General features: G+C 70.8%; 13 protein-coding genes. 6 read left to right on the top strand and 7 right to left on the bottom strand.

The window, feature by feature from the left end; genetic code table 11:
• Nucleotides 1-57 precede the first annotated feature (57 nt).
• The 5 genes from ACIQMR_RS12665 to ACIQMR_RS12645 all read left to right on the top strand — a co-directional run bounded on the left by ACIQMR_RS12665 (nt 58) and on the right by ACIQMR_RS12645 (nt 8,847).
• A complete protein-coding gene (locus ACIQMR_RS12665; protein WP_401385411.1) occupies nt 58-1,035 on the top strand; it encodes a hypothetical protein in 978 nt (325 codons plus the stop codon).
• A gap of 5 nt (nt 1,036-1,040) precedes the next feature.
• Nucleotides 1,041-2,147 (top strand): multiple monosaccharide ABC transporter substrate-binding protein, encoded by a 1,107-nt coding sequence (gene chvE / locus ACIQMR_RS12660; protein WP_401385410.1) that lies wholly within the window; start codon nt 1,041-1,043, stop codon nt 2,145-2,147.
• The gene (mmsA, locus tag ACIQMR_RS12655) at nt 2,144-3,685 is read left to right on the top strand and encodes a multiple monosaccharide ABC transporter ATP-binding protein (protein WP_401385409.1); all 1,542 of its coding nucleotides are present in this window, start codon (nt 2,144-2,146) and stop codon (nt 3,683-3,685) included. The genes chvE and mmsA overlap by 4 nt, the downstream gene beginning before the upstream one ends.
• A 5-nt stretch (nt 3,686-3,690) precedes the next feature.
• Nucleotides 3,691-4,926, top strand: coding sequence for a multiple monosaccharide ABC transporter permease (gene mmsB / locus ACIQMR_RS12650; protein ID WP_401385408.1), 1,236 nt, complete (start codon nt 3,691-3,693; stop codon nt 4,924-4,926).
• 96 nt (nt 4,927-5,022) lie between these two features.
• On the top strand, nt 5,023-8,847 hold the full coding sequence (locus tag ACIQMR_RS12645; protein WP_401385407.1) for a S8 family serine peptidase: 3,825 nt from the start codon (nt 5,023-5,025) through the stop codon (nt 8,845-8,847).
• A 110-nt stretch (nt 8,848-8,957) separates the two neighbouring features.
• Here ACIQMR_RS12645 and ACIQMR_RS12640 read toward each other — a convergent pair whose 3' ends face one another.
• From ACIQMR_RS12640 to ACIQMR_RS12615, 6 genes are all read right to left on the bottom strand, one after another.
• Entirely contained in the window at nt 8,958-9,959 is a 1,002-nt protein-coding gene (locus ACIQMR_RS12640; RefSeq protein ID WP_401385406.1) for a helix-turn-helix domain-containing protein, read from the bottom strand.
• 154 nt (nt 9,960-10,113) lie between these two features.
• Nucleotides 10,114-10,992 carry a universal stress protein gene (locus tag ACIQMR_RS12635; protein WP_401385405.1) on the bottom strand — a complete coding sequence of 293 codons (879 nt, stop codon included), beginning with the start codon at nt 10,990-10,992 and terminating at the stop codon, nt 10,114-10,116.
• Nucleotides 10,993-11,030: 38 nt separating this feature from the next.
• On the bottom strand, nt 11,031-11,393 hold the full coding sequence (locus ACIQMR_RS12630) for a UBP-type zinc finger domain-containing protein (RefSeq protein ID WP_401385404.1): 363 nt from the start codon (nt 11,391-11,393) through the stop codon (nt 11,031-11,033).
• A gap of 136 nt (nt 11,394-11,529) precedes the next feature.
• Nucleotides 11,530-12,978, bottom strand: coding sequence for an ATP-binding protein (locus tag ACIQMR_RS12625; protein ID WP_401385403.1), 1,449 nt, complete (start codon nt 12,976-12,978; stop codon nt 11,530-11,532).
• Nucleotides 12,975-14,633 carry an FAD-dependent oxidoreductase gene (locus tag ACIQMR_RS12620; protein ID WP_401385402.1) on the bottom strand — a complete coding sequence of 553 codons (1,659 nt, stop codon included), beginning with the start codon at nt 14,631-14,633 and terminating at the stop codon, nt 12,975-12,977. Before ACIQMR_RS12620 ends, ACIQMR_RS12625 begins: the two co-directional genes overlap by 4 nt.
• 113 nt (nt 14,634-14,746) lie before the next feature.
• Nucleotides 14,747-17,170: a beta-N-acetylglucosaminidase domain-containing protein gene (locus ACIQMR_RS12615; protein WP_401385401.1), complete on the bottom strand. Its 2,424-nt coding sequence runs from the start codon at nt 17,168-17,170 to the stop codon at nt 14,747-14,749.
• 352 nt (nt 17,171-17,522) lie between these two features.
• Here ACIQMR_RS12615 and pgm point away from each other — a divergent pair, with 352 nt between their 5' ends.
• Nucleotides 17,523-19,163, top strand: coding sequence for a phosphoglucomutase (alpha-D-glucose-1,6-bisphosphate-dependent) (gene pgm / locus ACIQMR_RS12610; RefSeq protein ID WP_401385400.1), 1,641 nt, complete (start codon nt 17,523-17,525; stop codon nt 19,161-19,163).
• 136 nt (nt 19,164-19,299) lie between these two features.
• Here pgm and ACIQMR_RS12605 read toward each other — a convergent pair whose 3' ends face one another.
• Complete coding sequence (locus tag ACIQMR_RS12605) at nt 19,300-25,089, bottom strand: hypothetical protein (RefSeq protein WP_401385399.1); 5,790 nt, start codon at nt 25,087-25,089, stop codon at nt 19,300-19,302.
• Nucleotides 25,090-25,214: the final 125 nt, after the last annotated feature.

The following is a 25,214-nucleotide window of genomic DNA, read 5'->3' as shown; positions in this document are numbered from 1 at the left end:
TACCGCCGCCCCCTCGACGATCCGAACCATGTCCGAGATATCGAACATAGGAGTCCCGTGACAGCCCCCTCCCTCACCCCGCGCCGCCCCGGCGCCGACGCGCTCGCCCGGATCGGCCATCCCGCGCCGGACAACGACCCCGCCGACACCTCACCCCACGCCTTCCCCGACGGCGGCACCTGGCGCACCGAGATCCCGTCCGTGGAGGGGCCCGAAGCGCTGGCCGTCGTCCTCGAGGAGAGCGCTCGCCACGACCTGCCGGTGCACCGGGTCAGTCAGGGCAGCGGGGTCTGGATGCTCACGGACGCCGAGATCACGGAGATGGTGGAAGCCTGCGCCGAACACGGCATCGAGCTCTGCCTGTTCACCGGCCCGCGCGGCACCTGGGACATCGGCGCCGCGACCCGTACCGACTCGGGCGGCGCCGGATTGCGCTCCCGTGGCCATGACGCGCTCGCCGGCTGTGTCGAGGACGCCCTGCGCGCCGTTGAACTGGGCGTACGCTGCCTGCTCGTCGCCGACGAGGGCGTGCTGTGGACGCTGCACCGGCTGCGGGTCTCGGGCGTCGTGCCGGCCGAGACGACCTTCAAGGTGTCGGCGCTGATCGGCCCGGTCAATCCCGCCTCGTACGCCGTCCACGAACGGCTCGGCGCCGACTCCCTCAACATCCCCTCCGACCTGACCCTCGACCATCTCACCGAGATCCGCCGGGTCAGCCGCGCCCCCATGGACCTCTACGTCGAGGCCCCCGACGACCTCGGCGGCTACATCCGGATGTACGAGGCGGCCGAGCTGATCCGGCGAGGCGCACCGCTCTACCTGAAGTTCGGCCTGTCCCGCTCCCCCGGCATCTACCCGTACGGGGCCCAGTTGCGCGACATCGCGCTGGCCACCGCCCGGGAGCGGGTGCGGCGCGGGCGGCTCGTCCTCGATCTGCTGGCCCGGCACGGCGCCGACGGCGGGATGTCCCCGCTCGGCTCCCGCCTGCCCGGCGAGCTCCACCGATTCCCCGTCACCCTCCCCGAGAAGGACTGAACGCCATGCGTACGTACCGAGCCGCGACCACCGCCCTCACCGCCTCCGTTCTCGTCCTCGCTCTGGCCGCCTGCGGCCAGAGCGGCACGGGCGGCAGCAAGCAGGAGAAGTCCGCCGAGGACTCCACGATCGGCATCGCCATGCCGACCAAGTCGTCCGAGCGGTGGATAGCGGACGGCAGGAACATGGTCGAGCAGTTCGAGAAGCTCGGCTACAAGACGGATCTGCAGTACGGCGAGGACGACGTCGACCAGCAGGTCTCGCAGATCGAGAACATGATCACCAAGGGTGTGGACGTGCTGGTGGTCGCGGCGATCGACGGCCGGGCGCTGTCCGACGTCCTGCGCCAGGCCGCCGACCAGGGCGTGAAGGTGATCTCGTACGACCGGCTCATCCTCGGCTCGCCGAACGTCGACTACTACGCCTCCTTCGACAACGAGAAGGTCGGCGTCCTCCAGGCCACGTACATCGTCGACAAGCTCGGGCTGAAGGACGGGGCGAAGAAGGGGCCGTTCACCATCGAGCTGTTCGCCGGCTCGCCCGACGACAACAACACCCGCTACTTCTTCCAGGGCGCGTGGAAGACCCTCAAGCCGTACATCGACAGCAAGCAGCTCGTCGTGAGGAGCGGCCAGACGAAGCTGGAGCAGGTCACCACCCTGCGCTGGGACGGCGGCACCGCCCAGAAGCGCATGGACGACCTGCTCACGAAGGCATACGGCTCCGATTCCGTGGACGCCGTCCTCTCCCCCTACGACGGCATCTCGATCGGGATCCTGTCCGCGCTGAAGTCGGACGGGTACGGCACTGCCGCCAAGCCCTACCCCGTGGTCACCGGCCAGGACGCCGAGGTCGCGTCCGTGAAGTCGATCATCGCGGGCCAGCAGACGCAGACGGTCTACAAGGACACCCGGGCGCTGGCCAAGCAGGCCGTGCAGATGGCCGACGCCGTGCTGAACGACAAGAAGCCCGAGGTCAACGACACCACGACCTACAACAACGAGATCAAGGTCGTGCCGTCCTTCCTCCTCGACCCGGTCAGCGTCGACAAGACCAACTACCAGTCGGTCCTGGTCGATTCGGGCTACATCGAGGCGAGTGACCTGAAGTGACTGCGCCCGTCCTGGAGATGCGCTCGATCGTCAAGACCTTCCCCGGGGTCCGGGCGCTCTCCGACGTCACCCTCACCGTCGCCGAGGGCGAGGTCCACGCCGTCTGCGGGGAGAACGGCGCGGGCAAGTCGACCCTGATGAAGGTCCTCAGCGGTGTGCATCCGCACGGCAGTTACGAGGGCGAGATCCGCTTCCGGGGCGAGGCTTGCGCCTTCAAGGACATCCGCGCGAGCGAGCGGCGCGGCATCGTCATCATCCACCAGGAACTCGCCCTGGTCCCCTATCTGTCGATCGCCGAGAACATCTTTCTCGGCAACGAGCACGCACGGCGCGGGGTGATCAGCTGGAACGAGACACTGAAGCACGCGGCGGCACTGCTCAAGCGGGTCGGGCTGAACGAGCATCCGCAGACGCGGGTCGCCGACATCGGCGTCGGCAAACAGCAGCTCGTGGAGATCGCGAAGGCGCTCTCGAAGGAGGTGAAGCTGCTGATCCTCGACGAGCCGACCGCCGCGCTCAACGACGGGGACTCGGCGAAACTCCTCGGTCTCATCCTGGAGCTGAAGCATCAGGGCATCACCTCGATCATCATCTCGCACAAGCTCAACGAGATCGCGCGGGTCGCGGACTCCGTGACGATCCTCCGGGACGGCCGCACCGTGGAGACCCTGGACGTGCGCGCCGACTCGACGACCGAGGACCGGATCATCCGGGGCATGGTCGGGCGCGATCTCGACCACCGCTTCCCCGAGCGGACTCCGTACGAGGGTGACACCGGGGCGCATCCGGCGCTCGAAGTCCGCGACTGGACCGTGCACCACCCCATCGACCAGCAGCGCAAGGTCGTCGACGGTGTCTCGGTCCAGGTCCGGCGGGGCGAGATCGTCGGGATCGCGGGACTGATGGGCGCGGGCCGCACCGAACTCGCGATGAGCGTCTTCGGACGCTCCTACGGACGGGGCGTCAGCGGCACCGTCCTCAAGGACGGCCGGGAGATCCGTACCCGGACCGTCCCCGAGGCGGTCGGACACGGCATCGCGTACGTCACGGAGGACCGCAAGCACTACGGCCTCAACCTCATCGACACCATCGGCCGGAACATCACCATGAGCGCGCTGCCCAAGGTGTCCCGGCGTGGTGTCGTCGACGAGCACGAGGAGACCCGGGTCGCCGAGTCCTACCGCCGCACCATGAACATCAAGGCCCCGACCGTCTTCGAGCAGGTCGGCCGGCTCTCCGGCGGCAATCAGCAGAAGGTCGTCCTCAGTAAATGGATCTTCGCGGGGCCCGATGTGCTGATCCTCGACGAGCCGACGCGCGGCATCGACGTCGGGGCGAAGTACGAGATCTACACGGTCATCGACCGGCTCGCCGCCGAGGGCAAGGCCGTCGTCTTCATCTCCTCCGAACTGCCCGAGCTGCTCGGGATGTGCGATCGCATCTACACCATGGCCGCCGGCCGCCTCACCGGTGAGATCCCCCGGGCCGAGGCCACCCAGGAAGTGCTGATGCGCCATATGACCATGGACAAGAGGTAACAGAAATGGGCCCGGTCACCACCGAGACTCCGCACGGCGCGCCCCCTTCCGAGGCACCGGGAAGGACCGCGATCGCCGGCCTGCTGCTGGACGCGATGCGCCGCAACATGCGCCAGTACGGCATGCTCATCGCGCTCGCGCTGATCGTCGCGCTCTTCGCGATCTGGACCGACGGCGTGCTGCTCCAGCCGAACAACGTCACCAATCTGGTCCTCCAGAACAGCTACATCCTGGTCCTCGCCATCGGGATGATGATCGTCATCATCTCCGGTCACATCGATCTGTCGGTCGGCTCGCTGGCGGCGTTCGTCTCGGCCGCGTGCGCGGTGATGATGGTCGAGCACGACGTCCCGTGGGTGCTCGCCCTGGTGATCGCGCTCGCGATCGGGGCGGCCGCCGGCGCCTGGCAGGGGTTCTGGATCGCGTACGTCGGCATCCCGTCGTTCATCGTGACACTGGCGGGGATGCTGCTCTTCAGGGGCGGTACGCAGATCCTGCTCGGGTCGCGCTCCCTCGGCCCCTTCCCCGAGGGCTTCCAGGAGATCTCCACCGGCTATCTCCCGGAGGTCGGTCCGCAGACCAACTACCACAATCTGACGCTGCTGCTCGGGCTGGCGCTGATCGTCTTCGCCGTGGCCCAGGAGGTACGCGACCGCCGACGGCAGCAGAGCTACGAACTCGACGTCCTGCCACGCTCGCTGTTCCTCACCAAATGCGTGGCGATGGCCGCCGCCGTCCTCGCCTTCACGCTCACCCTCGCCAGCTACCGGGGCGTGCCCGTGGTCCTCCTGCTGCTCGCCGCGCTGCTCATCGGCTTCGGTTTCGTGATGCGCAACGCGGTCGTGGGCCGCCACGTCTACGCGCTCGGTGGCAACCAGGCCGCGGCGAAGCTCTCCGGTGTCAAGGACAGGCGGGTCACCTTCCTCGTCTTCATGAACATGGGCATGCTCGCCGCCCTGGCCGGAGTCGTGTACGCGGCCCGGCTGAACGCCGGCGTCCCGCAGGCGGGCGTGAACTTCGAACTCGAAGCCATCGCGGCGGCGTTCATCGGCGGAGCCTCGATGAGCGGCGGGGTCGGCACCGTGCTGGGCGCGGTCATCGGTGGGCTGGTGCTGGGCGTGCTGAACAACGGCATGTCGCTGGTCGGCGTCGGCACGGACTACCAGCAGGTGATCAAGGGGCTGGTGCTGCTGGCGGCGGTCGGCTTCGACGTGTGGAACAAACGCAGGGTCGGTTCGTAGGAGGTGTCCGTCGACATGGCGTAAAGGTGACTTGGCGCGGGGTGGACAGGCACCAGTGGCTGACTGGCCGCTCCCGCGCCGCCACTCTTTCCGTCCATGAGATCAACGAACAGATGGCTGCGGCTCGCCACGAGCTCGCCGCGCCACCGCTCGGTGGCGATCGCCGCCCTCACGGCCGTCCTGGTGGGCACGGCCGCACCCGGCGCCGCGCAGCAGCCCCGACCGGGCCGAGCCGCGCCGTCGGGAGACCAGCGTTCCTCCGTCCACACGGTCACACTGATCACCGGGGACCGTGTCACGGTCAGCCGCTACGCGGACGGCCGCCAAGTGGCCAGTGTCCTTCCGGCACCTGGCCGCCGGAACGGAGGCTTCAGCACCCGTGAGGTCGACGGCCGGATCCATGTCACCCCGGTGAACGCCGTCCCGTACCTGTCCTCCGGGCAGCTGGACGCCGCGCTCTTCGACGTCACCGGCCTGATCGAGCAGGGATACGACGACTCCCACGCCAAGCGGCTGCCGCTGCTGCTGCGTTACGGCGCGTCGGCCCGGCTCTCCGCGCAGCAGGCGCCGGCCGGGGTGGAACGCCGGCGGGTGCTCGACAGCGTCGACGGTGTCGCGGTCGACGCGGCGAAGGGTGAACTCGACGACTTCTGGAAGGCCGTCAGGGGCACACCGGACGAGGACTCGCAGGCGGCGGGCGCGCGCGGTGCACAGAAGGCCCGTACCGGCTCGACCGCGCCCCGGCTGGCCGGCGGCCTGGAGAAGATCTGGCTCGACCGCAAGGTGAAGGTCTCGCTCGAACGCAGCGTGGCGCAGGTGGGCGCCCCCGAGGTCTGGAAGACCGGCGTGACCGGCAAGGGCGTCAAGGTCGCCGTTCTGGACACGGGCATCGACACCGCCCATCCCGACCTCGCGGGCCGGGTGGGCGAGACACGCAACTTCAGCGCGAGTGACAGCACGCGCGACCTCGTCGGCCACGGCACCCATGTGGCGGCGACGATCGCCGGTTCGGGCGCCGGGGCGAACGGCACCCGCAAGGGCGTCGCGCCCGATGCCGATCTGGTGATCGGCAAGGTGCTGGACGACACCGGTTCGGGCTCGTACTCCGACGTGCTGGCCGGCATGGAGTGGGCGGCCCGCTCGGGCGCACGCGTGGTCAACATGAGCCTCGGCGGCCCGGCGTCCGACGACGATCCGCTGGTCACGGCCGTGGAGGCGCTGACCGAGGAGACCGGCGCCCTGTTCGTCGTCGCGGCGGGCAACGAGGGCCCGGGCACGCAGACGGTCGGCTCGCCCGGCACGGCCCCGAGCGCCCTGACCGTGGGCGCCGTAGACCGTGACGACTCGCTCGCCGACTTCTCCAGCCGCGGCCCCGTCGGCGCGGCCGACGCGGTCAAGCCCGACCTGACGGCGCCGGGTGTCGGCATCGTCGCGGCACGGGCGGCGGGCACGCTCATGGGCAGCCCGGAGAGCGATCTCTACACCGCCGCGTCGGGAACGTCGATGGCGACTCCGCATGTCGCCGGTGCGGCCGCGCTGCTGGCGCAGCGCCACCCGGCGTGGACGCCGGAGGCCATCAAGAACGCGCTCGTGGGCTCGTCGAAGACGGTCGCGGGTCAGGGCGTGGACGAGCAGGGCGGCGGCCGGCTGGACGTGGCCGGGGCCTTCGGCCGCGGTGTCGTCGCCACCGGCACGGTGAACCTCGGTATCCAGGAGCCCGACGGCGCCGGTGTGACGCGGGACGTCTCGTACACGAACGTCTCGGAGCTGCCGGTGCGGCTGGCGCTGTCGCTGCAGGTCAAGGACCACGACGGTACGGCCGCGCCGACGGGCGCCTTCACGGCGGGCTCGTCGTCGGTCACCGTCGCCCCGGGCGAGACGGTGCGGGTGCCGGTGACCGCTCGCGCCGCCGGATTGCCGCTGGGCCGCTACTCCGGCTATCTGACGGCGACTCCGGACGACGGCACGGCCGCCGTGCACACGGCTGTCTCGATGACGGTCAGGGGCGCGATGCGGAAGCTGACGCTGCGTTTCACCGACCGTGAAGGTCTCCCCGCGGCGGTGCCGGTCCTCGAGATGTACGGCTCCGACCACCGCTACGACCTGTTCGCGTTCACCCGGGACGGCACGGTCGAGGTGACGCTCCCGGCCGACACCTACTTCCTCAAGGCGCTGGTGCCGGGCGACACGGTCAAGGGCTGGAACCTCACCCAGGTGCTGCGGCCCGAGCTGAAGCTCGACCGGGACATGGAGGTCGTCCTCGACGCCCGTACGGCGAAGCCGATCGAGGTCCGTACGCCCAAGGCGTCCGAACAGCAGGGAATGATCCACTTCGGGGCGTACCGGGCCGTCGGCACCCGGAAGATCGCCAGCACGACGGTGGAGTTCGACTCGGTCCGCACGGTGTTCGCCACTCCGACCGCCCGGGCCGCGAAGGGGACCTTCGAGTTCTACTCCCGGTGGCGGATGGTCGCGCCCCGGCTGATGGCCCGGGTCCCAGGGACGGGGGCTCCCGAGCTGAACCCGGTGCTGTTCAACTACTCGCCTGCTGTGGACGGCACCCGCAGGCTGCCCCTCGTCCTCGTCGAGCCCGAGTCGCTGCCGGGCAAGAACCTGCGCGGCAAAGCGGTCCTGATGCGCACCACCGGCGCGTTCCCCGACCAGGTGGCGGCCGTGGCGAAGACCGGGGCCGCGGCCCTGATGATCATCAACGAGTTCCCGGGGCCCGTGTGGCAGCCGTGGGACCCGAGAGGCGAGCGCGACCCGCTCATCACCATGCGCGTCCCGCAGGAGCAGGGCGAGGCACTCGCGGCATGGCTGAAGCGGCAGGGACACCGGGAGACGACGCTGGAGCTGTCGGGAACGTCCTCCAGCCCGTACCTCTACGACCTGGCGCTCGTCGAGAAGGAAGCGGTGCGGTCCCGGCTCTCCTACCAGGTGACCGACACTCCGACGGCGACGGTCGAGGCCCGCTACCACCGGCCGGGTGCCGAGAGCTGGACCGGCGAGCAGCGTTTCGCCTGGCGTCCCTGGCAGGGCACGTCGTTCTCGCTGGACGCCCAGGCACACGTGAAGCTGCCGTCCACCCGGACGGAGACGGTCAGCGCGGGCGACACCGTGTGGCTCGAGAGGGTCACGCACAAGCCCCCATGGAACACCTGGGGTTCCCTCGGCGGCGGGATGACGAGCGGGCTGCACCAGTACGCCGCCGGTCAGCGGCTGCGCGAGGACTGGTACGGATCGGTGGTCCGGCCGACGGCACCGGCCGGGAACCCGGGCTTCCGCTCGGTGCGGGCGGCCGACACCTTCGACCTGCGGCTCGCGGAGTTCGCCGACGGCGACGGGCACTACGCCTTCGCCGGTGACGACGAGACCGACACGGTACGCACCCGGCTCTACCGCGACGGCACCGAGGTCGCGGACCAGGCCCGGCCGTGGGGCGCCTTCCCCGCCGGGTCCGACAAGGGCTCCTACCGGCTGCGGCTGGAGACCTCCCGCACCTCGCCCTCCTGGGCGAACTCGACGCGGACCGACACCTCGTGGTCGTTCCGGTCGGCGCCGCCCGCGGCGGGCGAGCGGGAGCTGATGCCGCTGGTCATGCTCGACTACGACGTACCGGTCGACATCCGCAACGAGATCGACGGCTCGTCGTCGGCGAAGTTCCGGGTGACGGCGCGTCATCAGGACGGCTGGACGGGCGCGCGCATCGCGGGCATGCGCGTCTGGGCGTCGACGGACGACGGCGCGCACTGGGTCCAGGTGCCGGTCTCGAAGATCGGAAACGGGAACGGGACGTACGACGTGCGGCTGGACCGTTCCGTGCTCCGCCACGCGGACTCCGTCTCCCTGCGCGTCAAGGCCTGGGACGGCAGCGGCAACGACGTCGACCAGACGGTGGTCCGCGCGTTCGGCGTGCGGTAGCCGAAGGCCCCGGGCGGCGTGGGTGACGTGATCACCCGCGTGGGGGCGGGAGATCACGGAGCCGCCCGGAGGGGTGCGGCCGGCGGATTCGCCGGCCGCATCTCGCATGCTCAGAGCCAGTTGCGGCGCGCGGCATGCCAGCCGAGCTGCATCCGGGTGGCGACACCGGCGAGGTTCATCAGACCCTGGATGCGCCGCTGGACGGTGCGTTTGCTGACGCCGAGCTGCCCGGCGATCGAATCGTCGGTGATGCCGGCGACCATCAGCGACAACAGGTGCTGGTCCTCCGGGGTCAGCGCGGCTGAGTCCGCCGACAGAACGGTCCCGCCGATCTGGCCCTCCGGGGTCACCCGCAGCGGGGCGCCGACCTCCCAGTAGCGCTCGAACAGGGCGACGAGCGCCTCCACCAGGCTGCTGCCGCGGACGACGGCCGTGCTCACGTCACGCGGATTGCCTGCCGGACCGTCCGGCGCCAGGGGGCAGATGGCCAGACTCCGGTCGGCGATCGCCATCCGCAGCGGCAGCGCGGGCACCGCGCGGGCGGCCTCCCCGGCGCGCACGGCCCTGACGACGTTGTCAACCGAGCCGGAGTCGTCGAAGAACGCCTGCTCGTACAGCACGCGGTAGCCCACCCCCCGGGCCAGTGCGTCGAACTCCGAGCGATTCGTGCCGGACGGCATCGCGACGTACTGCGCCTTGCAGAACCACAGCAGCTCGTGGCGGGCACTGTCCTGCACCTGCCGCAGTCGCTGGCGCAGCGCCCCGGCCCCGCTGATGATCTCGATCACCTCGCCGGCGTCACGGCTCCAGGCGCTACGGCGGTAGTTCTCCATGAGCTCGTTCACCGCGGCGCGGGCCTTGTCGAGGTCGTCCGCGCGACGATCCAGCAGCGGCAGGAGCGCCACATCGGGCGGGTTGGCCGCGTAACGCCCCGGGCTGTCCTCCACCCCGCGGGCCAGGCCCCTTTCCTCCAGCGCGAGAAGCAGCCGTTCCGCGCTCCTCTCGTCCTGGCCCGTCGTCGCGGACATCTCCCGTGCCGACGACGTGACGGCGACGACGAGCGCGCCGTACACCTCGGTCTCGGCGGCCGAAAGGCCCACCGCCTCCAGCATGCTGCCCCTCTCCCAGCCCCTCGCCGGCCCCCTACCGGCCCAGCACTCCCGACACCCCCGGAGTCTTCGACAACGCGGACCGGCGCTCCATTCCCGCCGGGCGCGAAGTCCGGATGAATCGTGGGGCACCACAGTGACAGGCGCGCAGCGTGGATCAGTCGTGGGGTACCACAGTCACGGGGCACGGGGCGTGGTGCAGCGCCGCATGGACGACCGGGCCCACGTGCGTCCCCGGACGGCCGGGGCGCCGCGGCCGCCCGAGCATCAGCAGGCGGGCTTCCCGCGCGGCTTCGAGGAGCACCCTGGCCGGTTTGCCCGGTACGGCCGCCTCGGCCACCGCGACCTCCGGGTACTTGTGGCGCCAGCCGCTCAGCGCGGCCTCCAGCGCCTGCTCCCGCTCCTGCCTGAGCACATGGCCGTAGGGCGATTCGAGGTCACCGGCCAGGCGCTCATGGATGGTCGGGGCACTGAAGGCGTACACGAACCGAAGGGCGAGACCGCGGACCCTGGCGCTCTCGAAGGCGAACTCGATCAGCGGGTCGACATGATGGGCCGCGTCCAGCCCGACGACGACGGGCGGCGCCCCGCCACCGGCGGTCTCCGCCGCGCCCGCGCCGGCGGCCGGGCGGACGAGCGTCACCGGTCGCTCCGCACGGGCAACGGTGGCGAGGCCCACGGAACCCACGAGGAAGCCGGTCAGCGTCCCGATGCCACGGGATCCGATCACCAGCATCTCCGCCCTCGACGAGGCCGCCACGAGCATGTCCCGCGCGGCCCCCGACACCAGCTCCCCCTCCACCGGGAGCCCGGGAAAGATCCCGGAAACATGCTCCAGAGCCTCGTTCAGCACCCCCTCGGCCCACTCGTGCTCGCTGGTGCCGGCCGGCACGGACGCCGGAGGCAGCGGGTGCCACGCCCACGCGTGCAGCACCTGGAGGGGCCTTCCGCGCAGCTGTGCCTCCTCGGCCGCCCACTCCAGGGCGGCGACACTCTCCGGAGATCTGTCGACCCCCACGATGATCGGCCGGGCCATGGCGACGTCACCTCCGCGTGGAACACACCGTGTCAGTGTCAGTGCAGGTGCCGCTCCCAGTCGGGCGGGACGGCGCCCGCCGGTCCGGGAGTGGGCTGGGAGAGCGGGTGGCAGTCGGGGCCGGCGAGCTTGGGGCCGTCCTCGAAGTACTCCTCGGTCTGCGCGTTCCAGAACCAGTTCTCGCCCGGTTCGAAGCTGGTGAGGAACGGGTGGCTCGATGCGACCGCGTGGCGGGTGCCGTGCTGGGACGGGGACGAGTCGCAGCAGCCGATGTGCCCGCACTCGGCGCACCGCCGCAGATGCATCCACCAGCCCGGCCCGTCACCCGCCAGGCACTCGGCACAGCCGTCGCCGCTGGGGTGCGAGGTGGGGTCGATCCCGGGAATCCGGTCGTCCGCCATGGCGCCGCTCCTCGATCGCTCTCGGTCGTCGATTTCGGTTGCTGTCGGGGCTCCGGCCGCCGGTGCTCGCCGAAGGGCCCTCCTCCCCAGGCTCGCGCCACGCGCAGGTGATCGCCATGTGTGGGCTTCTCGGCTCTCAGGACGGTTCGGCGGCCGCGTGCCGGGCGAGGGGCAGGGAGACGCGGAAGCGTGTGTCGCCGGGGCGGGATTCGACGCGGATGTCTCCGCCGTGCTTGTCGACGACGATCCGGTAGGAGATGTCCAGTCCCAGCCCGGTGCCCTCGCCCACCGGTTTGGTGCTGAAGAACGGTTCGAAGATCCGTGGCCGGACCTCGGGGTCGATCCCCGTCCCGGTGTCCCGCACCTCTACGTGCACACAGTCCTCGTCGTGCCAGGTGGCGAGCGTGAGGGTACCGCTGTCGCCCATGGCGGCGAGCGCGTTGTCGATCAGGTTGGTCCACACCTGGTTGAGCTCCGCACCGTAGGCGAGGACGTGCGGCATGTCCTGGTCGTACGTCTTCACCACCTGGACACCGCCGGGGATCTTCGCCCGGAACATCACCAGGGTGGCGTCGAGGAGTTCGTGCATGTCCACGGGCTGCTGCGCGGCGCGGTCGAGTTGGGAGTACTGCCGTGCCGCGTCGACCAGTCCCGAGATGCGCCGGACCGCGTCCTCGATCTCCCCCATGAGCAGCTCGGTGTCCACGGTGTAGCTGAGCCAGCCCACGGCCGCGAGGCGGTTCTCGTCCGTGAGCCCCTCGGTGGCCTCGTCCAGCCAGGCGGGGTCGATGCCGCCGGAGACCAGGACGGGAGCGATGTCCCAGGCGTTGTCCAGACCGGCGTTCTCCAGCCAGTCGCCGAGTTCGTCCTCGGCGTCCGCCGCCTCGATCGCCGACAGCTTCCGTGCCTGGAGCGTCCGCCGCACCGCGGCGTCCTGCATCTCCACCAGCTCATGGAGGCGTGTGCCGTCGATCCGGCCGTCCGCGACCAGCGCCAGTTTGTGCCGCATCCTGGCCACCCGGTCACGCAGGGTGTCGGTGGCCCGGACGGCCGCGGCGGCGGGGTTGTTGAGTTCGTGGGTCAGCCCGGCGGTGAGCGAACCGAGCGCCAGGAGCCGTTCGCGCTCGCCGACGATCACGTCGATGGCGCGTGTCCCCAGGAACAGCCCTTCCAGGAGGTGCAGGGCCATGGGGAACCAGGTGCGCAGCGCGGTGGCGAACTCCGCCGCGGGGAGTACGAAGAACTCCGCGTCGGTGATCGCGCGCATCGAGTGGGAGTAGACCTGGTCCACCCGGTCGCCGAGATAGGCCTGGGTGGCGCCCCCGTAGGCGCCCCGCTGGTCCGTCCGGCTGAGTTCGATGTCGTCGCCGTGGATATGGCGGCTGAGCGCGACCGCGCCCCTCAGCAGCACGAAGAAGCAGGTCGCGCTCTCGCCTTGCGTGTACACATCGGTCGACGCGTCCCGCACCTCGACCCGTCCGCGCTCGGCGAGCCAGGACAGCTTCTCGTCGTCGAGCGCCTCGAAGAGGAAGAGGGTGCGCAGTTCGTCCGGGCTCAGCGCGCTCCGGGACGTCGAGGCGGTCATTGCGCCTCCAGGTAGCGGTGTACGAGGGTGACGGCCATCGCTCCCTCACCCACCGCCGAGGCGACCCGCTTGACCGACTCGGCGCGTACGTCCCCCGCGGCGAACACTCCGGGGACGCTGGTTTCGAGATGGTACGGAGCGCGCGTCAGCGGCCACCGGGGCGACCGGCTGCTCGCCGCGGGCAGATCCGGTCCGGTGAGGACGAATCCGCGGCCGTCGCGCGCCACCAGGCCGTCCAGCCAGTCCGTCTGCGGCTCGGCGCCGATGAACACGAACAGCCAGGAGGCGTCGACGGTGCTGACGGTTCCGGTGCGGTTGTCGCGCAGGGTCAGCTTCTCCAGGTGATCCGAGCCGTCGCCGGCCATCACCTCGGTGCAGGTGCGGATGCGGATGTTGGGGACGGCCTGGATCTGCTGGATCAGGTAGTGGGACATCGACCGGGCGACGTCCGGGCCGCGGATCACCAGATGGACGGCCCCCGCGTAGCGCGAGAAGTAGACGGCGGCCTGGCCCGCCGAGTTGGCGCCGCCCACGATGTACACGTCGTCGCCCCGGCAGTTGGCGGCTTCGAAGGAGGCGGATCCGTAGAAGACGCCCGCGCCCTTGAAGGAGTCCAGGTGCGCCCCGGCGAGGCGGCGGTAGGAGACACCCGTGGCCAGGACGACGGTGTGCGCGCCGATGGAGGTGTCGTCGGCGAAACGCAGCACGCGTCCCGCTCCCGCCGCCTCCAGGGCCACCACTTCGGTCGCGCTCAGGATCTCGGCACCGAAGCGTGCGGCCTGCCGGCGCGCCCGGTCGGTCAGCTGCGCTCCGGACACCCCGTCGGGGAAGCCCAGGTAGTTCTCGATGCGGCTGCTCTGGCCCGCCTGTCCGCCGGTCGCGCTGCGCTCGACGAGCACGGTGCGCAGGCCCTCCGAGGCGGCGTAGACGGCGGCTCCCAGGCCCGCCGGGCCCGCCCCGATGACGACGACGTCGTAGAAGTCGGACGCGGGGCTGGTGTTCAGGCCGACCCGTTCGGCCAGTTCCGCCTCGGTGGGGGCGTGCAGCGCCTTCCCGTCGGTGGTGATCACCAGCGGGACGTCCGCGGCGGTCAGGCCGGCCGCTTCGAGCAGTTCCGTGCCCTCGGGCTCGTCGGCGGCGATCCACCGGTAGGGAACGAGATTGCGCGCGAGGAACTCCCGCACGGCGAAGGAGGGCGCCGACCAGCGATGGCCGACGAGGCGGGTCTCGGGAGCGTCCGGGTCGGGGGCCGTGTCCCACAGGTCCAGCAGGGTGTCGAGGACGGGGTAGAGGTTCTCCTCCGGTGGGCTCCAGGGCTTGAGGAGGTAGTGGTCGAGGTCCACCACGTTGATCGCGTCGATGGCCGCCCCCGTGTCGGCGTACGCGGTCAGCAGCACCCGCCGCGCCCGGGGGAACAGGTCCATGGCCGCTTCGAGGAACTGCACGCCGTTCATCGCGGGCATGCGGTAGTCGGCGATCATCACGGCCACCGGGTCACCGCGCAGCTTCAGCTCGCGCAGGGCTTCGAGGGCCTCGTCACCCGAGGGCGCGCGCAGGACCCGGAACCGGTCGCCGTACTGGCGCCGCAGGTCGCGGGCGATGGCCCGGGAGACCCCTGGATCGTCGTCGACGGTCAGGATCGTCGCCTTCGCCATCTCTTCATGATGCGCTCTGGCTCTTCATGACGCGCTCCGGCCGGTGGCCGTGCCCGACCCGCGGGTCGACGGCCACCGGCACGTTGATCATCCGGCCGGATCACCCGGCTCCGTCACCGGCCACGATCACCCGGATCGACGGCGCCGTGGACGCCGAACTCGTAGATCGAATAGCCCCAGGTCGTCGCGCGCCTGACTCCCTGCATCCGGACGTAGCGGACCGGCTCACTCCCGGAGGGCAGTCGCACGACGTCGTTGCCGCAGGACTCCGGACGTTCGGTGGCGACGGTCGTCCAGGCGGTCCCGTCGGTCGACGTCTGCACGGCGTACTCCGACGCGCAGGCGGACTCCCACGCGAGGGTGACCGCGGCGACACGCGCCGGGGCCGGCAGCTCGATCTGCACCCAGGAGTCGTCGCTGTATCCGGACGCCCAGCGGCTGCCGGGGTCGCCGTCGTTGACCTTGGCCGCCGCGAACCGGTCGAGGTCCTGCTCCACACCGGACGCGGTGGCGGTACCGGCGAGGGCGAGGTTGTGGCCGCCTCCGGCGACGTCCCACAGGCTGATCCGTACGTCGGCCTGCGCCAGGAACGCGTCGAGAACGCCGTCCCCGACCTTGGGCTGGACCTCGCCCCAGGTGTTGCGGGCCGGGACGGTCCGTACGGCCCTGGCCCGGCTCTGGAGCGCGCGGGACTCGGCCACCAGGCTGTCGGCCCGGCCCTTGTCGCCGTCGTTCCTGGCGGCGAGGGCGTCGATCATCCTCACCGCCGCCCGGCCCCACAGCTCGGTGGCGTCGAGCCAGGCGCCGGCGTCGGCGACGAACCCCCGCTGCACCGCGCCGCCGCGGATGACGGCCGGCGCACGCTGGATCTCCTGTGCGTAGCCGCGCAGCGAACGGATCGCCTTGTCCCGGTCGGCGCCGTCCCAGGCGGCCCAGAAGTCCGAGACCTCGGCGGCGAGCCGCGGTGCCTGGCTCTGCCAGGGGGTGGAGCCGAAGGTGGGCGCGAGATGTTCGAGGTCGCCGAGGACGAGCAGGGCCTCGGTCGCCCTGCGGTCACCGCCCGCGAGATAGGACATCGCCCGCGACCGATTGGAAGCCGCCCGGTACGCGCGGTCGTTCCAGGCGAAGTCGGCGGCGCCGAAGACGGCGACCTTGCTCGCGTACGGCTGGTTCATCGGGTTGGCGACGATGCCGCTCAGATGCTCGGACAGACCGGCCTCGCGCTTGTCGTACGGGGCGAGCAGCAGTCGGCCGCTGGTGTTGCCGAAGTCGTTGACCGGATAGTTGTCCCAGACGAACACCTTGCGGCCGAAGAGCGTGGACGCCGCGTCCGCCTGTGCGTTGGTGATGCTGGGCGGGACGACGTCGGTGCCGGTCCACATCACCACGACCTCGGGGGCGAGTTCGGCCCGCATGGTCTGCTTGTACGCGGTGTCGGTCAGGTCGCCGTACTCGGTGGGCACCATCTGGAGGGGCTGGGCGCCCTCGTGGGTGGCGATGAAGTTCCGCTGGACGTCGTTGAGCAGATCGACCTGTGCCGCGGCGGCGGCCGCACGCCCGGGGGCGCCGAACTTCGTGGCGTCGCCCTCGCAGTTCCACTTGGTGTAGCTGATGTCGTCCAGCGGGATGGAGAACGCACGGGTGCCGAGGTCGTACAGGGCCTGGAGCTTGGCCTTGAGCGCCTCGCGGTCGGCGGGGTCGGAGTAGCAGATCGACTCGCCGGGAGAGACGGCGAAGGTGAACCGGACGTGGTTCTCACCGGCGCGGCGCACGAGTTCGCCGAGTTCGTATCGCTTGTCCGCCGGGTACGGGTCCCGCCACTTGCCGCGGTGGTACGGGTCGTCCTTGGGCGCGTAAACATAGGTGTTGGCCTTCACGTCGCCGTAGAAGTCCATCTGGTCCAGGCGCTCCTGGTGGGTCCAGGGCTGCCCGTAGAAGCCCTCGATCGTCCCGCGCAGGGCCATGGAGGGATGGTCGCTGACGCGGACGCCGGCAATCTTCCAGCGGGGTCCCGTGGCGGGACGGAAGAGCTGGCGCAGGGTCTGCACCGCGTAGAACTGCCCGGCGGCGTCATGGCCTCCGAGGGCCACCACGCCGGGAGCGTGCCGGCCGGCGCCCACCCGGATCGCATGGCCCTCGGCCTGTGCCGGGGCGCGCGTGGCGCCCAGAGCCGCGGCGATGTCCGGCCGGGACGCCGGTCCCAGCAGCACGGTGAGATCCCGCGAGGAGGCCGGGGCGGACTTGAGGGGGGCGGTGACGTCGACGCGTGCCGCGCCGTGGGCCTTGAGGACCTCGACGAGACGGGCGCGGGCAGCTGGGTCGGTGTCCTCGTCGGCGACGAGGACGACCCGGCGGGTGACAACGATGTCCTCGCCGGCACGGGCCAGGGACTGCGGAGTGGGTACGACGGCGGGAAGGGCCGAGGCGACGGGAAGTGGCGCGACGTCGGACGGCGGTGTCAGGTCGCCCAGCCCGAGGGCGGCGGCGGTGAACGCGGCCGCGAGCGGGGCGCCCCACGCGATCCTGCTCGTTCTCATGGTGTCTCCAATGGGCACACACGGATAACGGAGGTGGTCTAAACCAATTACCGCCCCGCGAGTCTGGCAGCCGCATGCGCACTGGTCAACGCCCCGTGCTCCACCAGTTCTCACAACAACCCTTGAATACCTCGCAGTTGCGGGCGACGGACGAGAGCGCCTGACCGGTCCCGGGGCCGGCGGCCGGCCCGGGAGAACCGCCACCCGCCACGGGTGTACGTGCCCACGGTGGGCATGTCTGCCTGGAGGCTTCACCGGAGGGTCCCGCGGAGGGGCAACCGGACGAAACACGACCGACAGGCGATCATGACTCGTGCACTGATCGCACCGAGTGACGCGAAGGAGTGGGCGCATGCCGAACGAGCGCGCGGGACAGCCGGCCCGGCCGGAGGACCTCATCGATGTGGCTCGGCTGGTGACCGCGTACTACGCCCTGCACCCCGATCCGGCCGACCCCGCCCAGCGTGTCGCCTTCGGCACGTCGGGACACCGGGGGTCCTCCCTCGCCACCGCCTTCAACGAGGACCACATCGCCGCGACCAGCCAGGCGATCTGCGAGTACCGAGCCCAACAGGGCACCGACGGGCCGCTGTTCCTCGGCGCCGACAGCCACGCGCTCTCCGAGCCCGCCCGGGTGACCGCCGTGGAGGTCTTCGCGGCCAACGGGGTCACCCTGCTCATCGACGCCGCCGACGGCTACACCCCCACCCCGGCCGTATCGCACGCCATCCTCGCGCACAACCGCGGGCGCGACTCCGGCCAGGCCGACGGCGTGGTGGTCACGCCCTCGCACAATCCGCCGGCCGACGGCGGGTTCAAGTACAACCCCCCGAACGGCGGGCCCGCCGGCTCCGAGGCCACCGGCTGGATCCAGGAGCGTGCCAACCAGATCATCACCGGCGGGCTGAAGGACGTACGGCGGCTGCCCTGGAGCCGGGCGCTGGCCGCGCCGACCACCGGGAGGTACGACTTCCTCGGCGCCTATGTGCGCGACCTGCCGTCCGTGCTGGACCTGGACGTCGTGCGGGCCGCGGGAGTGCGCATCGGCGCCGATCCGCTGGGAGGCGCGTCCGTCGCGTACTGGGGCCGCATCGCCGAGGAGCACCGCCTCGATCTGACCGTCGTCAACCCGCACACCGACCCCACCTGGCGGTTCATGACGCTGGACTGGGACGGCAAGATCCGGATGGACTGCTCCTCCCCGTACGCGATGGCGTCGCTGATCGAGGGGCGCGATCGCTTCCAGGTGGCCACGGGCAACGACGCCGACGCCGACCGGCACGGCATCGTCACCCCCGACGGCGGGCTGATGAACCCCAACCACTACCTCGCCACCGCCATCGCCTATCTCTTCGACCACCGGGACCGGTGGCCGGCCGGAACCGGCATCGGCAAGACGCTGGTGTCGTCCGGGATGATCGACCGGGTGGCGGCCGACCTCGGCCGTGAACTGGTCGAAGTACCGGTCGGTTTCAAGTGGTTCGTGGACGGGCTGGCCGACGGCACCATCGGCTTCGGCGGCGAGGAGTCCGCCGGGGCGTCCTTCCTGCGCCGTGACGGCTCGGTGTGGACCACCGACAAGGACGGCATCCTGCTGGCCCTGCTCGCCTCGGAGATGCTGGCCGTGACCGGGCGGACGCCGAGCGAGCACTACGCGTCTCTCACCGACCGGTTCGGCGCGCCCGCGTACGCGCGCCTCGACGCCCCCGCGACCCGCGAGGAGAAGGCGGTACTGGGCCGTCTCTCCGCCGATCAGGTGACGGCCGACACCCTCGCCGGAGAACCGATCACCTCCGTGCTCACGCACGCTCCGGGCAACGGTGCGGCCATCGGCGGCATCAAGGTGACCACGGCCAACGCCTGGTTCGCCGCACGCCCTTCGGGCACCGAGGACGTGTACAAGGTGTACGCCGAGTCCTTCCTCGGGGCCGAACACCTGACGCAGGTACAGGAGGAGGCCCGGTCCGTGGTGACGGCGGCGCTGAACGGCTGACGGGCCCGGCCCTGACACGGCGTCTTCGCCGCCGTGTCAGGCCGCCCGGGCCGCGACGGGACGGACAAGGGCCGGGTCCTCGACGTGTGTCGAGGACCCGGCCCTTGTCCGTGCCGGTGGTGGTCAGGCCGTGGTGTCAAGGCCGGTGGTGGTCGGGCCGCTTCTTGTCGTGGGAATCGTCGTCGTGGGAATCGTGGTCGTGGTCGCCGTGGCCCTTCGACGTGGTCACCTTGGCGCTCGACCGGTTCGACGTCACCTCGGAGCCTCCGGGCAGCGTGCCCGTCGCGGTGGCCGTGTTCTTCACCGAGCCCGCCCGGATGTCGCCCTTGGTGACCTCGTAGGACGCCGTGCAGGTCATCCGCTCACCCGGCGCGAGGGAGGTGCCGGGGCAGGAGACCTCGGGATCGCGGCCCTTCCCGGTGAACTCCGTCTCGTCCACCCGCACATCGGTCAGGGCCTGCGTGCCGGTGTTCTCGACGACGAAGCGGTACTCGACCCGCTTGCCGGGCCGGGTGACCTTGCTCGGTGAGGCCGACTTCTTCAGCTTCAGCACCGCACCGTGATGCCCGGAGGTGGTCACCGTGGCGCTCGACGGCTGCGAGGTCACCGGGGGAAGGCCGGCCGGTGTGCCGGTGGCCGTGACCGTGTTCCTCACGGAGCCCGCGCGGATGTCCTCCTTGGTGACCTCGTAGTCCGCCGTGCAGGTCATCCGCTCACCCGGCGCGAGGGCGGTGCCGGGGCACGAGATGTCGGGCCGTGGGCCGGATCCGGTGAACGCGGTCTCGTTCACCGTCACGTTCGCCAGTGCGACGTTCCCCGTGTTCGTCACCACGAAGGTGTAGTCCACGGTCTTGCCGGGACGGGTCACCGTGGCCGGGGATGCCGTCTTCGCCACGGTCAGGTCCGCGATCAGGGCGAACGTGCTGATCACCGTCTGGCTCGCGGTGGCCGTCACCGGGGGCCCGGTGGGCGGGGTCCCGGTGGCGAGAGCCGCGTTCGTCAGCGCTCCGGCGGTCACATCCGCCTGGGTGAGGGTGTACGAGGCGGTGCACGTCTTCGACTGCCCCGGGGCCAGCCCGCCCTCGGGGCAGTCCGCCTGCGGCGCCGCTCCCGATCCGGTGAACGCCGTTTCCGACACGTCCACGGCGGACAGCGTCACGTTCCCCGTGTTCGTGACCACGAAGCGGTAGTCCACGCGCTGACCCGGGGCCGTCACCACGGAGGGGGTCGCGGTCTTCACCAGCGCCAGGGCGGGAAGCCGGTCGGCGGTGACGGTCTCGTTCGACGTGGCCGTGACGGCGGGACCGGTGGGCGGGGTACCCGTCGCGACGGCCGTGTTCTCGACGACTCCGGCGTTCACGTCGGCCTGCGTCACCGTGTATTCGGCCGTGCAGGTCATCGATTCACCGGGGGTGAGGGTCGTGTCGGGGCACGAGACCTCGGGAGCGGAGCCGGAACCGCTGAACGCGGTCTCGGCCACGTCCACGTCGGACAGCGTCACGTTCCCCGTGTTGGTGACCAGCAGCGAGTAGTCCACCCGCTGGCCGGCAGCGGTCACGACGGGAGGTGAGGCCGACTTCAGCAGCGACAGCGCCGGGTTGCGTCGCGGGGTGAAGACCGCCGAGGACTCGTTCGAGTCCACGGACGAACCGCCCGGCACCGTACCCGTCGCCACCGCCGTGTTCTCGATCTGCCCCGCGTCGACGTCCGCCTGCGTCACCGTGTACGTCGCCGTGCACGTCACCGACGCACCAGGGGCCAGCGCGCCGTCCGGGCACTCGATCTCCGGGGCCGTGCCGGAACCCGAGAAGGCGATGTCCGACACGTCCACGGCGGACAGCGTCACATTGCCCGTGTTGCGCACCAGGTACGAATACGTCAGCACCTCACCCGAGCGGAACGGACCGCCGTCCCCCGCCACCGTCTTCACCAGCGACAGCGCGGGAACCTGATGAGCGGTCACGGTGTCCGTGGCGGTGGCCGTCACCGCGGGACCGGTCGGCGGGGTGCCCGTGGCGAGCGCTCCGTTCGTCACCGCGCCGGCGTTGATGTCGGCCTGGGTGACGGTGTACGTCGCCGTGCACCGCATCGACTCCCCCGGCGCCAGCGTGGTGCGCGGGCAGGACACCGCCGGGTTGGCCCCCGATCCCGTGAACGCGGTCTCGGCCACGTCCACGGCGGTCAGCGTCACATTGCCGGTGTTGGTGACCAGCAGCGAGTAGTCCACTTCCTGCCCGGCGTCCGTCACCTCGGTGGGCGAGGCGGACTTCACCAGGGTCAGGGCCGGAGCCTGTTCCATCGTGACGGTCGCACTGGCCGGGGGCGTCGTCACCGCGGGGCCGCTCGGTGGCACGGCCGTCGCATGTGCGGTGTTGGTCACCGAGCCCGCGTTGAAGTCGGCCTGGGTGACGACGTAGGACGCGGTGCACTGCGCCGACGCTCCCGGGGCGAGCGATCCGCCCGGGCAGGAGATCTGGGGAGCCGGTCCCGACCCGGAGAACGCCGTCTCGGTCACCTCGACCTGGCTCAGCGTCACATTCCCTGTGTTGGTCACCTCGAAGTCGTAGGAGACGAGCTGCCCCACGGCGGTCGCGATCTCCGGTTCGGCCGACTTCGTCAGTGCGAGGGCCGGATTCACCTGAGGGGTGAAGAGAGCGGAGGACTGGCTCGACTCGGGAGGCCCGGAGGGCGGAGTGCCCGTCGCACGTGCCGTGTTCGTCACCGAGCCGGAGTCGACATCGGCCTGGGTCAGGGTGTAGGTCGCCGTGCAGGTCATCGAGACACCCGGGCCGAGTGCCGTGCCCGGGCACGACGCCTCCGGCGCCGGTCCCGAGCCGGAGAACGCGATGTCGGTCACGTTCACGGCGGTGAGCGGCACATTGCCGGTGTTGGTGACGACGAAGGTGTAGGTCAGCACCTCACCGACCCGGAACGGCCCCTCGTCCCCGACGACGGTCTTCACCAGCGAGATCGACGGGGTCTGCTGGGCGGTCACGGACGCGCTCGCGGTGTCCGTCACCGCCGGGCCCGACGGCGGAGTGCCCGTCGCCTCGGCCGTGTTCTCGATCTCCCCCGCGTTCACATCCGCCTGCGTGACGCTGTACGTCGCCGTGCACTCCATCGACTGCCCCGGAGCCAGCGACGTCCCCGGACACGACACCTCAGGATCCGTACCAGTCCCCGAGAACACCGTCTCGCTCACCGCCACACCCGACAACGTCACATTGCCCGTGTTCGTCACCACATGCCGGTACGTCACCACCTGCCCCGCCGCGGTCACCGACACCGGCTCCACCGACTTCGCCAGCATCAGCGAAGGATTCCTGTCGGCGGTGACGGTCTCGTCCGACGTTGCCGTGACGGCGGGTCCCGTGGGCGGGGTGCCGGTCGCGACGGCCGTGTTCTCGACCTCCCCGGCGTCGATGTCCGCCTGCGTCACCGTGTAAGGGGCGGTGCACGTCATCGACTGGCCCGGGACGAGAGCCGTACCGGGACAGGAGATCTGCGGCGCCGGGCCGGTACCGCTGAACGCGGACTCGGTGACCCCCACGGCGGACAGCGTCAGGTTGCCCGTGTTGGTCACCACCAGCGAGTAGTTCACCTGCTGGCCCGCCGCGGTCACGGCCGGCGGGGTCGCCGACTTCACGAGCGACAGGGCCGGATTCCGCTGCGGGGTGAAGATCGCCGACGACTCGTTCGAGTCCACCGCAGAACCGCTCGGCGGAGTGCCCGTCGCCACCGCCGTGTTCTCGATCTCGCCCGCGTCGACGTCCGCCTGCGTCACCGTGTACGTCGCCGTACAGGTCACGGACTCACCGGGAGCCAGGACCGTGTCGGGGCACGAGATCTCCGGGTCCGGGCCCGACCCCGTGAACACGGTGTCGCGCACGTCGACGGCGGACAGTGTCACATTGCCCGTGTTGTGCACCAGGTACGAATACGTGAGGATCTCGCCGGAACGGAAGGGGCCGCCGTCCCCGACGACGGTCTTCACCAGTGACAGCACCGGGGTCTGCTGGGCGGTCACGGACGCGCTCGCGGTGTCCGTCACCGCCGGGCCCGACGGCGGAGTGCCCGTCGCCTCGGCCGTGTTCTCGATCTCCCCCGCGTTCACATCCGCCTGCGTGACGCTGTACGTCGCCGTGCACTCCATCGACTGCCCCGGAGCCAGCGACGTCCCCGGACACGACACCTCAGGATCCGTACCAGTCCCCGAGAACACCGTCTCGCTCACCGCCACACCCGACAACGTCACATTGCCCGTGTTCGTCACCACATGCCGGTACGTCACCACCTGCCCCGCCGCGGTCACCGACACCGGCTCCACCGACTTCGCCAACGTCAGCGAAGGGGCCGCCGGTTCGGGTGTGTTGGTGAAGGTGCACAGGATGCGGGGACTGTTCGCCCCCTGCTGGGTGGCGGGGAAGTGCAGTTCGAACGAGGTGGCCGTGCCCGAGGTGACGGGTGCGTCGGCGTTGGCCGTGTCGACACAGGCGTAGGTCGACGTGTAGTTGTCGAGGCTGCCGCCGGACACGGCGGTCTCGGTCAGCGTGTACGTCGTGTTCGCGACGCCGATGACGGGTCCGGCGGCCGGTGACTGGACGCCGGTGGTGTTGCCGGTGGTGGTGGCCGTGTTGCCGCTGCTGATGCCGCCGCCGGTGATCGACAGTTCGAACTGGTCGTTCGAGGTGGTCGACGTGGCGAACCGGCCGGCGATGTTCTTCTGGAGCGTCAGCGTCGGATTGGTCGAGCAGGCACCGAGGTCCACGGAGGCGAAGGTGGTGTCCGAAAGCTGCTTCGCCTGACCGATGAGCGCGCCGTTGTTGGGGTTCACGGCCTGCAGGAAGGTCGCGGTGGACGGTGCGGGTGAGCTGAACTCGATGAAGAGTTCGCCGTTGTTGTTGAAGGCGATCCCGTTGTACTGACGCTGCTGGGGGTTGTTGATGGTGGTCAGCAGCGTGTCGGTCAGCGCGACCCCGGTGGCGGAGCCGGTGGTGGGGAGCGGTCCGGGCACGACGCCGATGGCCGCGTTGTTGGAGCTGTTCGCCGAGGTGACGATGTAGAGGTTGCCGGACGCGTCGAAGGCGATGTCCCCGTTGGCGCTGAACCGGCTGGTGATGGGCAGGTCGAAGGTGGCGATCACGCCGGGGATCGCGGTGTTCGTCTGGGTGTTGAAACCGTAGACGGAGACCTTGCCCGGGGTGGTCGTCGTGCCGGTGCCGAGGGCGGCGTAGTAGTAGATGCGGCTGGCCGGGTCGATCGCGCCGGCCACCACCACGACGCCGTCACCGGGGGTGGTCCCGGCGTACTTGGTCCAGGTGCCGCTCGCGGCGTCGTACCCGTGGACGACGATGGACGACGCGTTGCCGGTGCGGTTGACGAGATACGCGCCGGTTCCGCCCGGGAGGATCCCGAGGGCGTTGGTCATGCCGCCCTGGGGGATCTTGCTGACGACGGTCGCCGTCACGGTGGGTGTGGGACCGGCGAGGGTGCTCGCGTTGAGGGCGAGCAGGGTGCCGGCGTCCGAGGCGCTGGCGCCGTTCTGCAGGGCGTAGATGGTGTTGCCCGAGCAGTCGAGGGGAAGCGCGGCGGCCTTGGGCCGCGGCTTCGGCTTCTTCGCGCTCGGCTTCTCCGCGCTCGGCTTCGTCGTCGTGGCAGCGTCCGCCTTGGACGCGTCCGTCTTGGCCGCCTTCTTCTCGGCCGCCTTCTTCTCGGCCGTCGTCGCCTCGGCCCTCGTCGGTCCGGTCGTCGTCGGCTTCGGGTCGGCGGGGGCCGCCACCGCCGCCGGGACCGGCCCCAGGACCAGGAGCGCTCCGAGGAGCCAGGACACGTAGCCCCGGGACCGGGACAGCGTCCGGGTCCGGGGAACGGAGCGCGCCCTGCCGAGCGCGGGATCCGGCCCTCCTGGGGATGCGGCTACGGACATCTACGACTCCCGGGAGTGGTCGAGGAACTGCCGAATGCCCGCGCCTGTACACCACGAGCGGTAAGCAGTTCATACGCCCTCTTGATCACGTCGTCGCATGCGCGGGAACGTGTCCTCCCGATGCG

The sequence above is a fragment of the Streptomyces sp. NPDC091376 genome, assembly GCF_044757085.1.
Classification (GTDB): domain Bacteria; phylum Actinomycetota; class Actinomycetes; order Streptomycetales; family Streptomycetaceae; genus Streptomyces; species Streptomyces pratisoli.
This window is presented reverse-complemented; position numbering and strand designations above follow the sequence as displayed.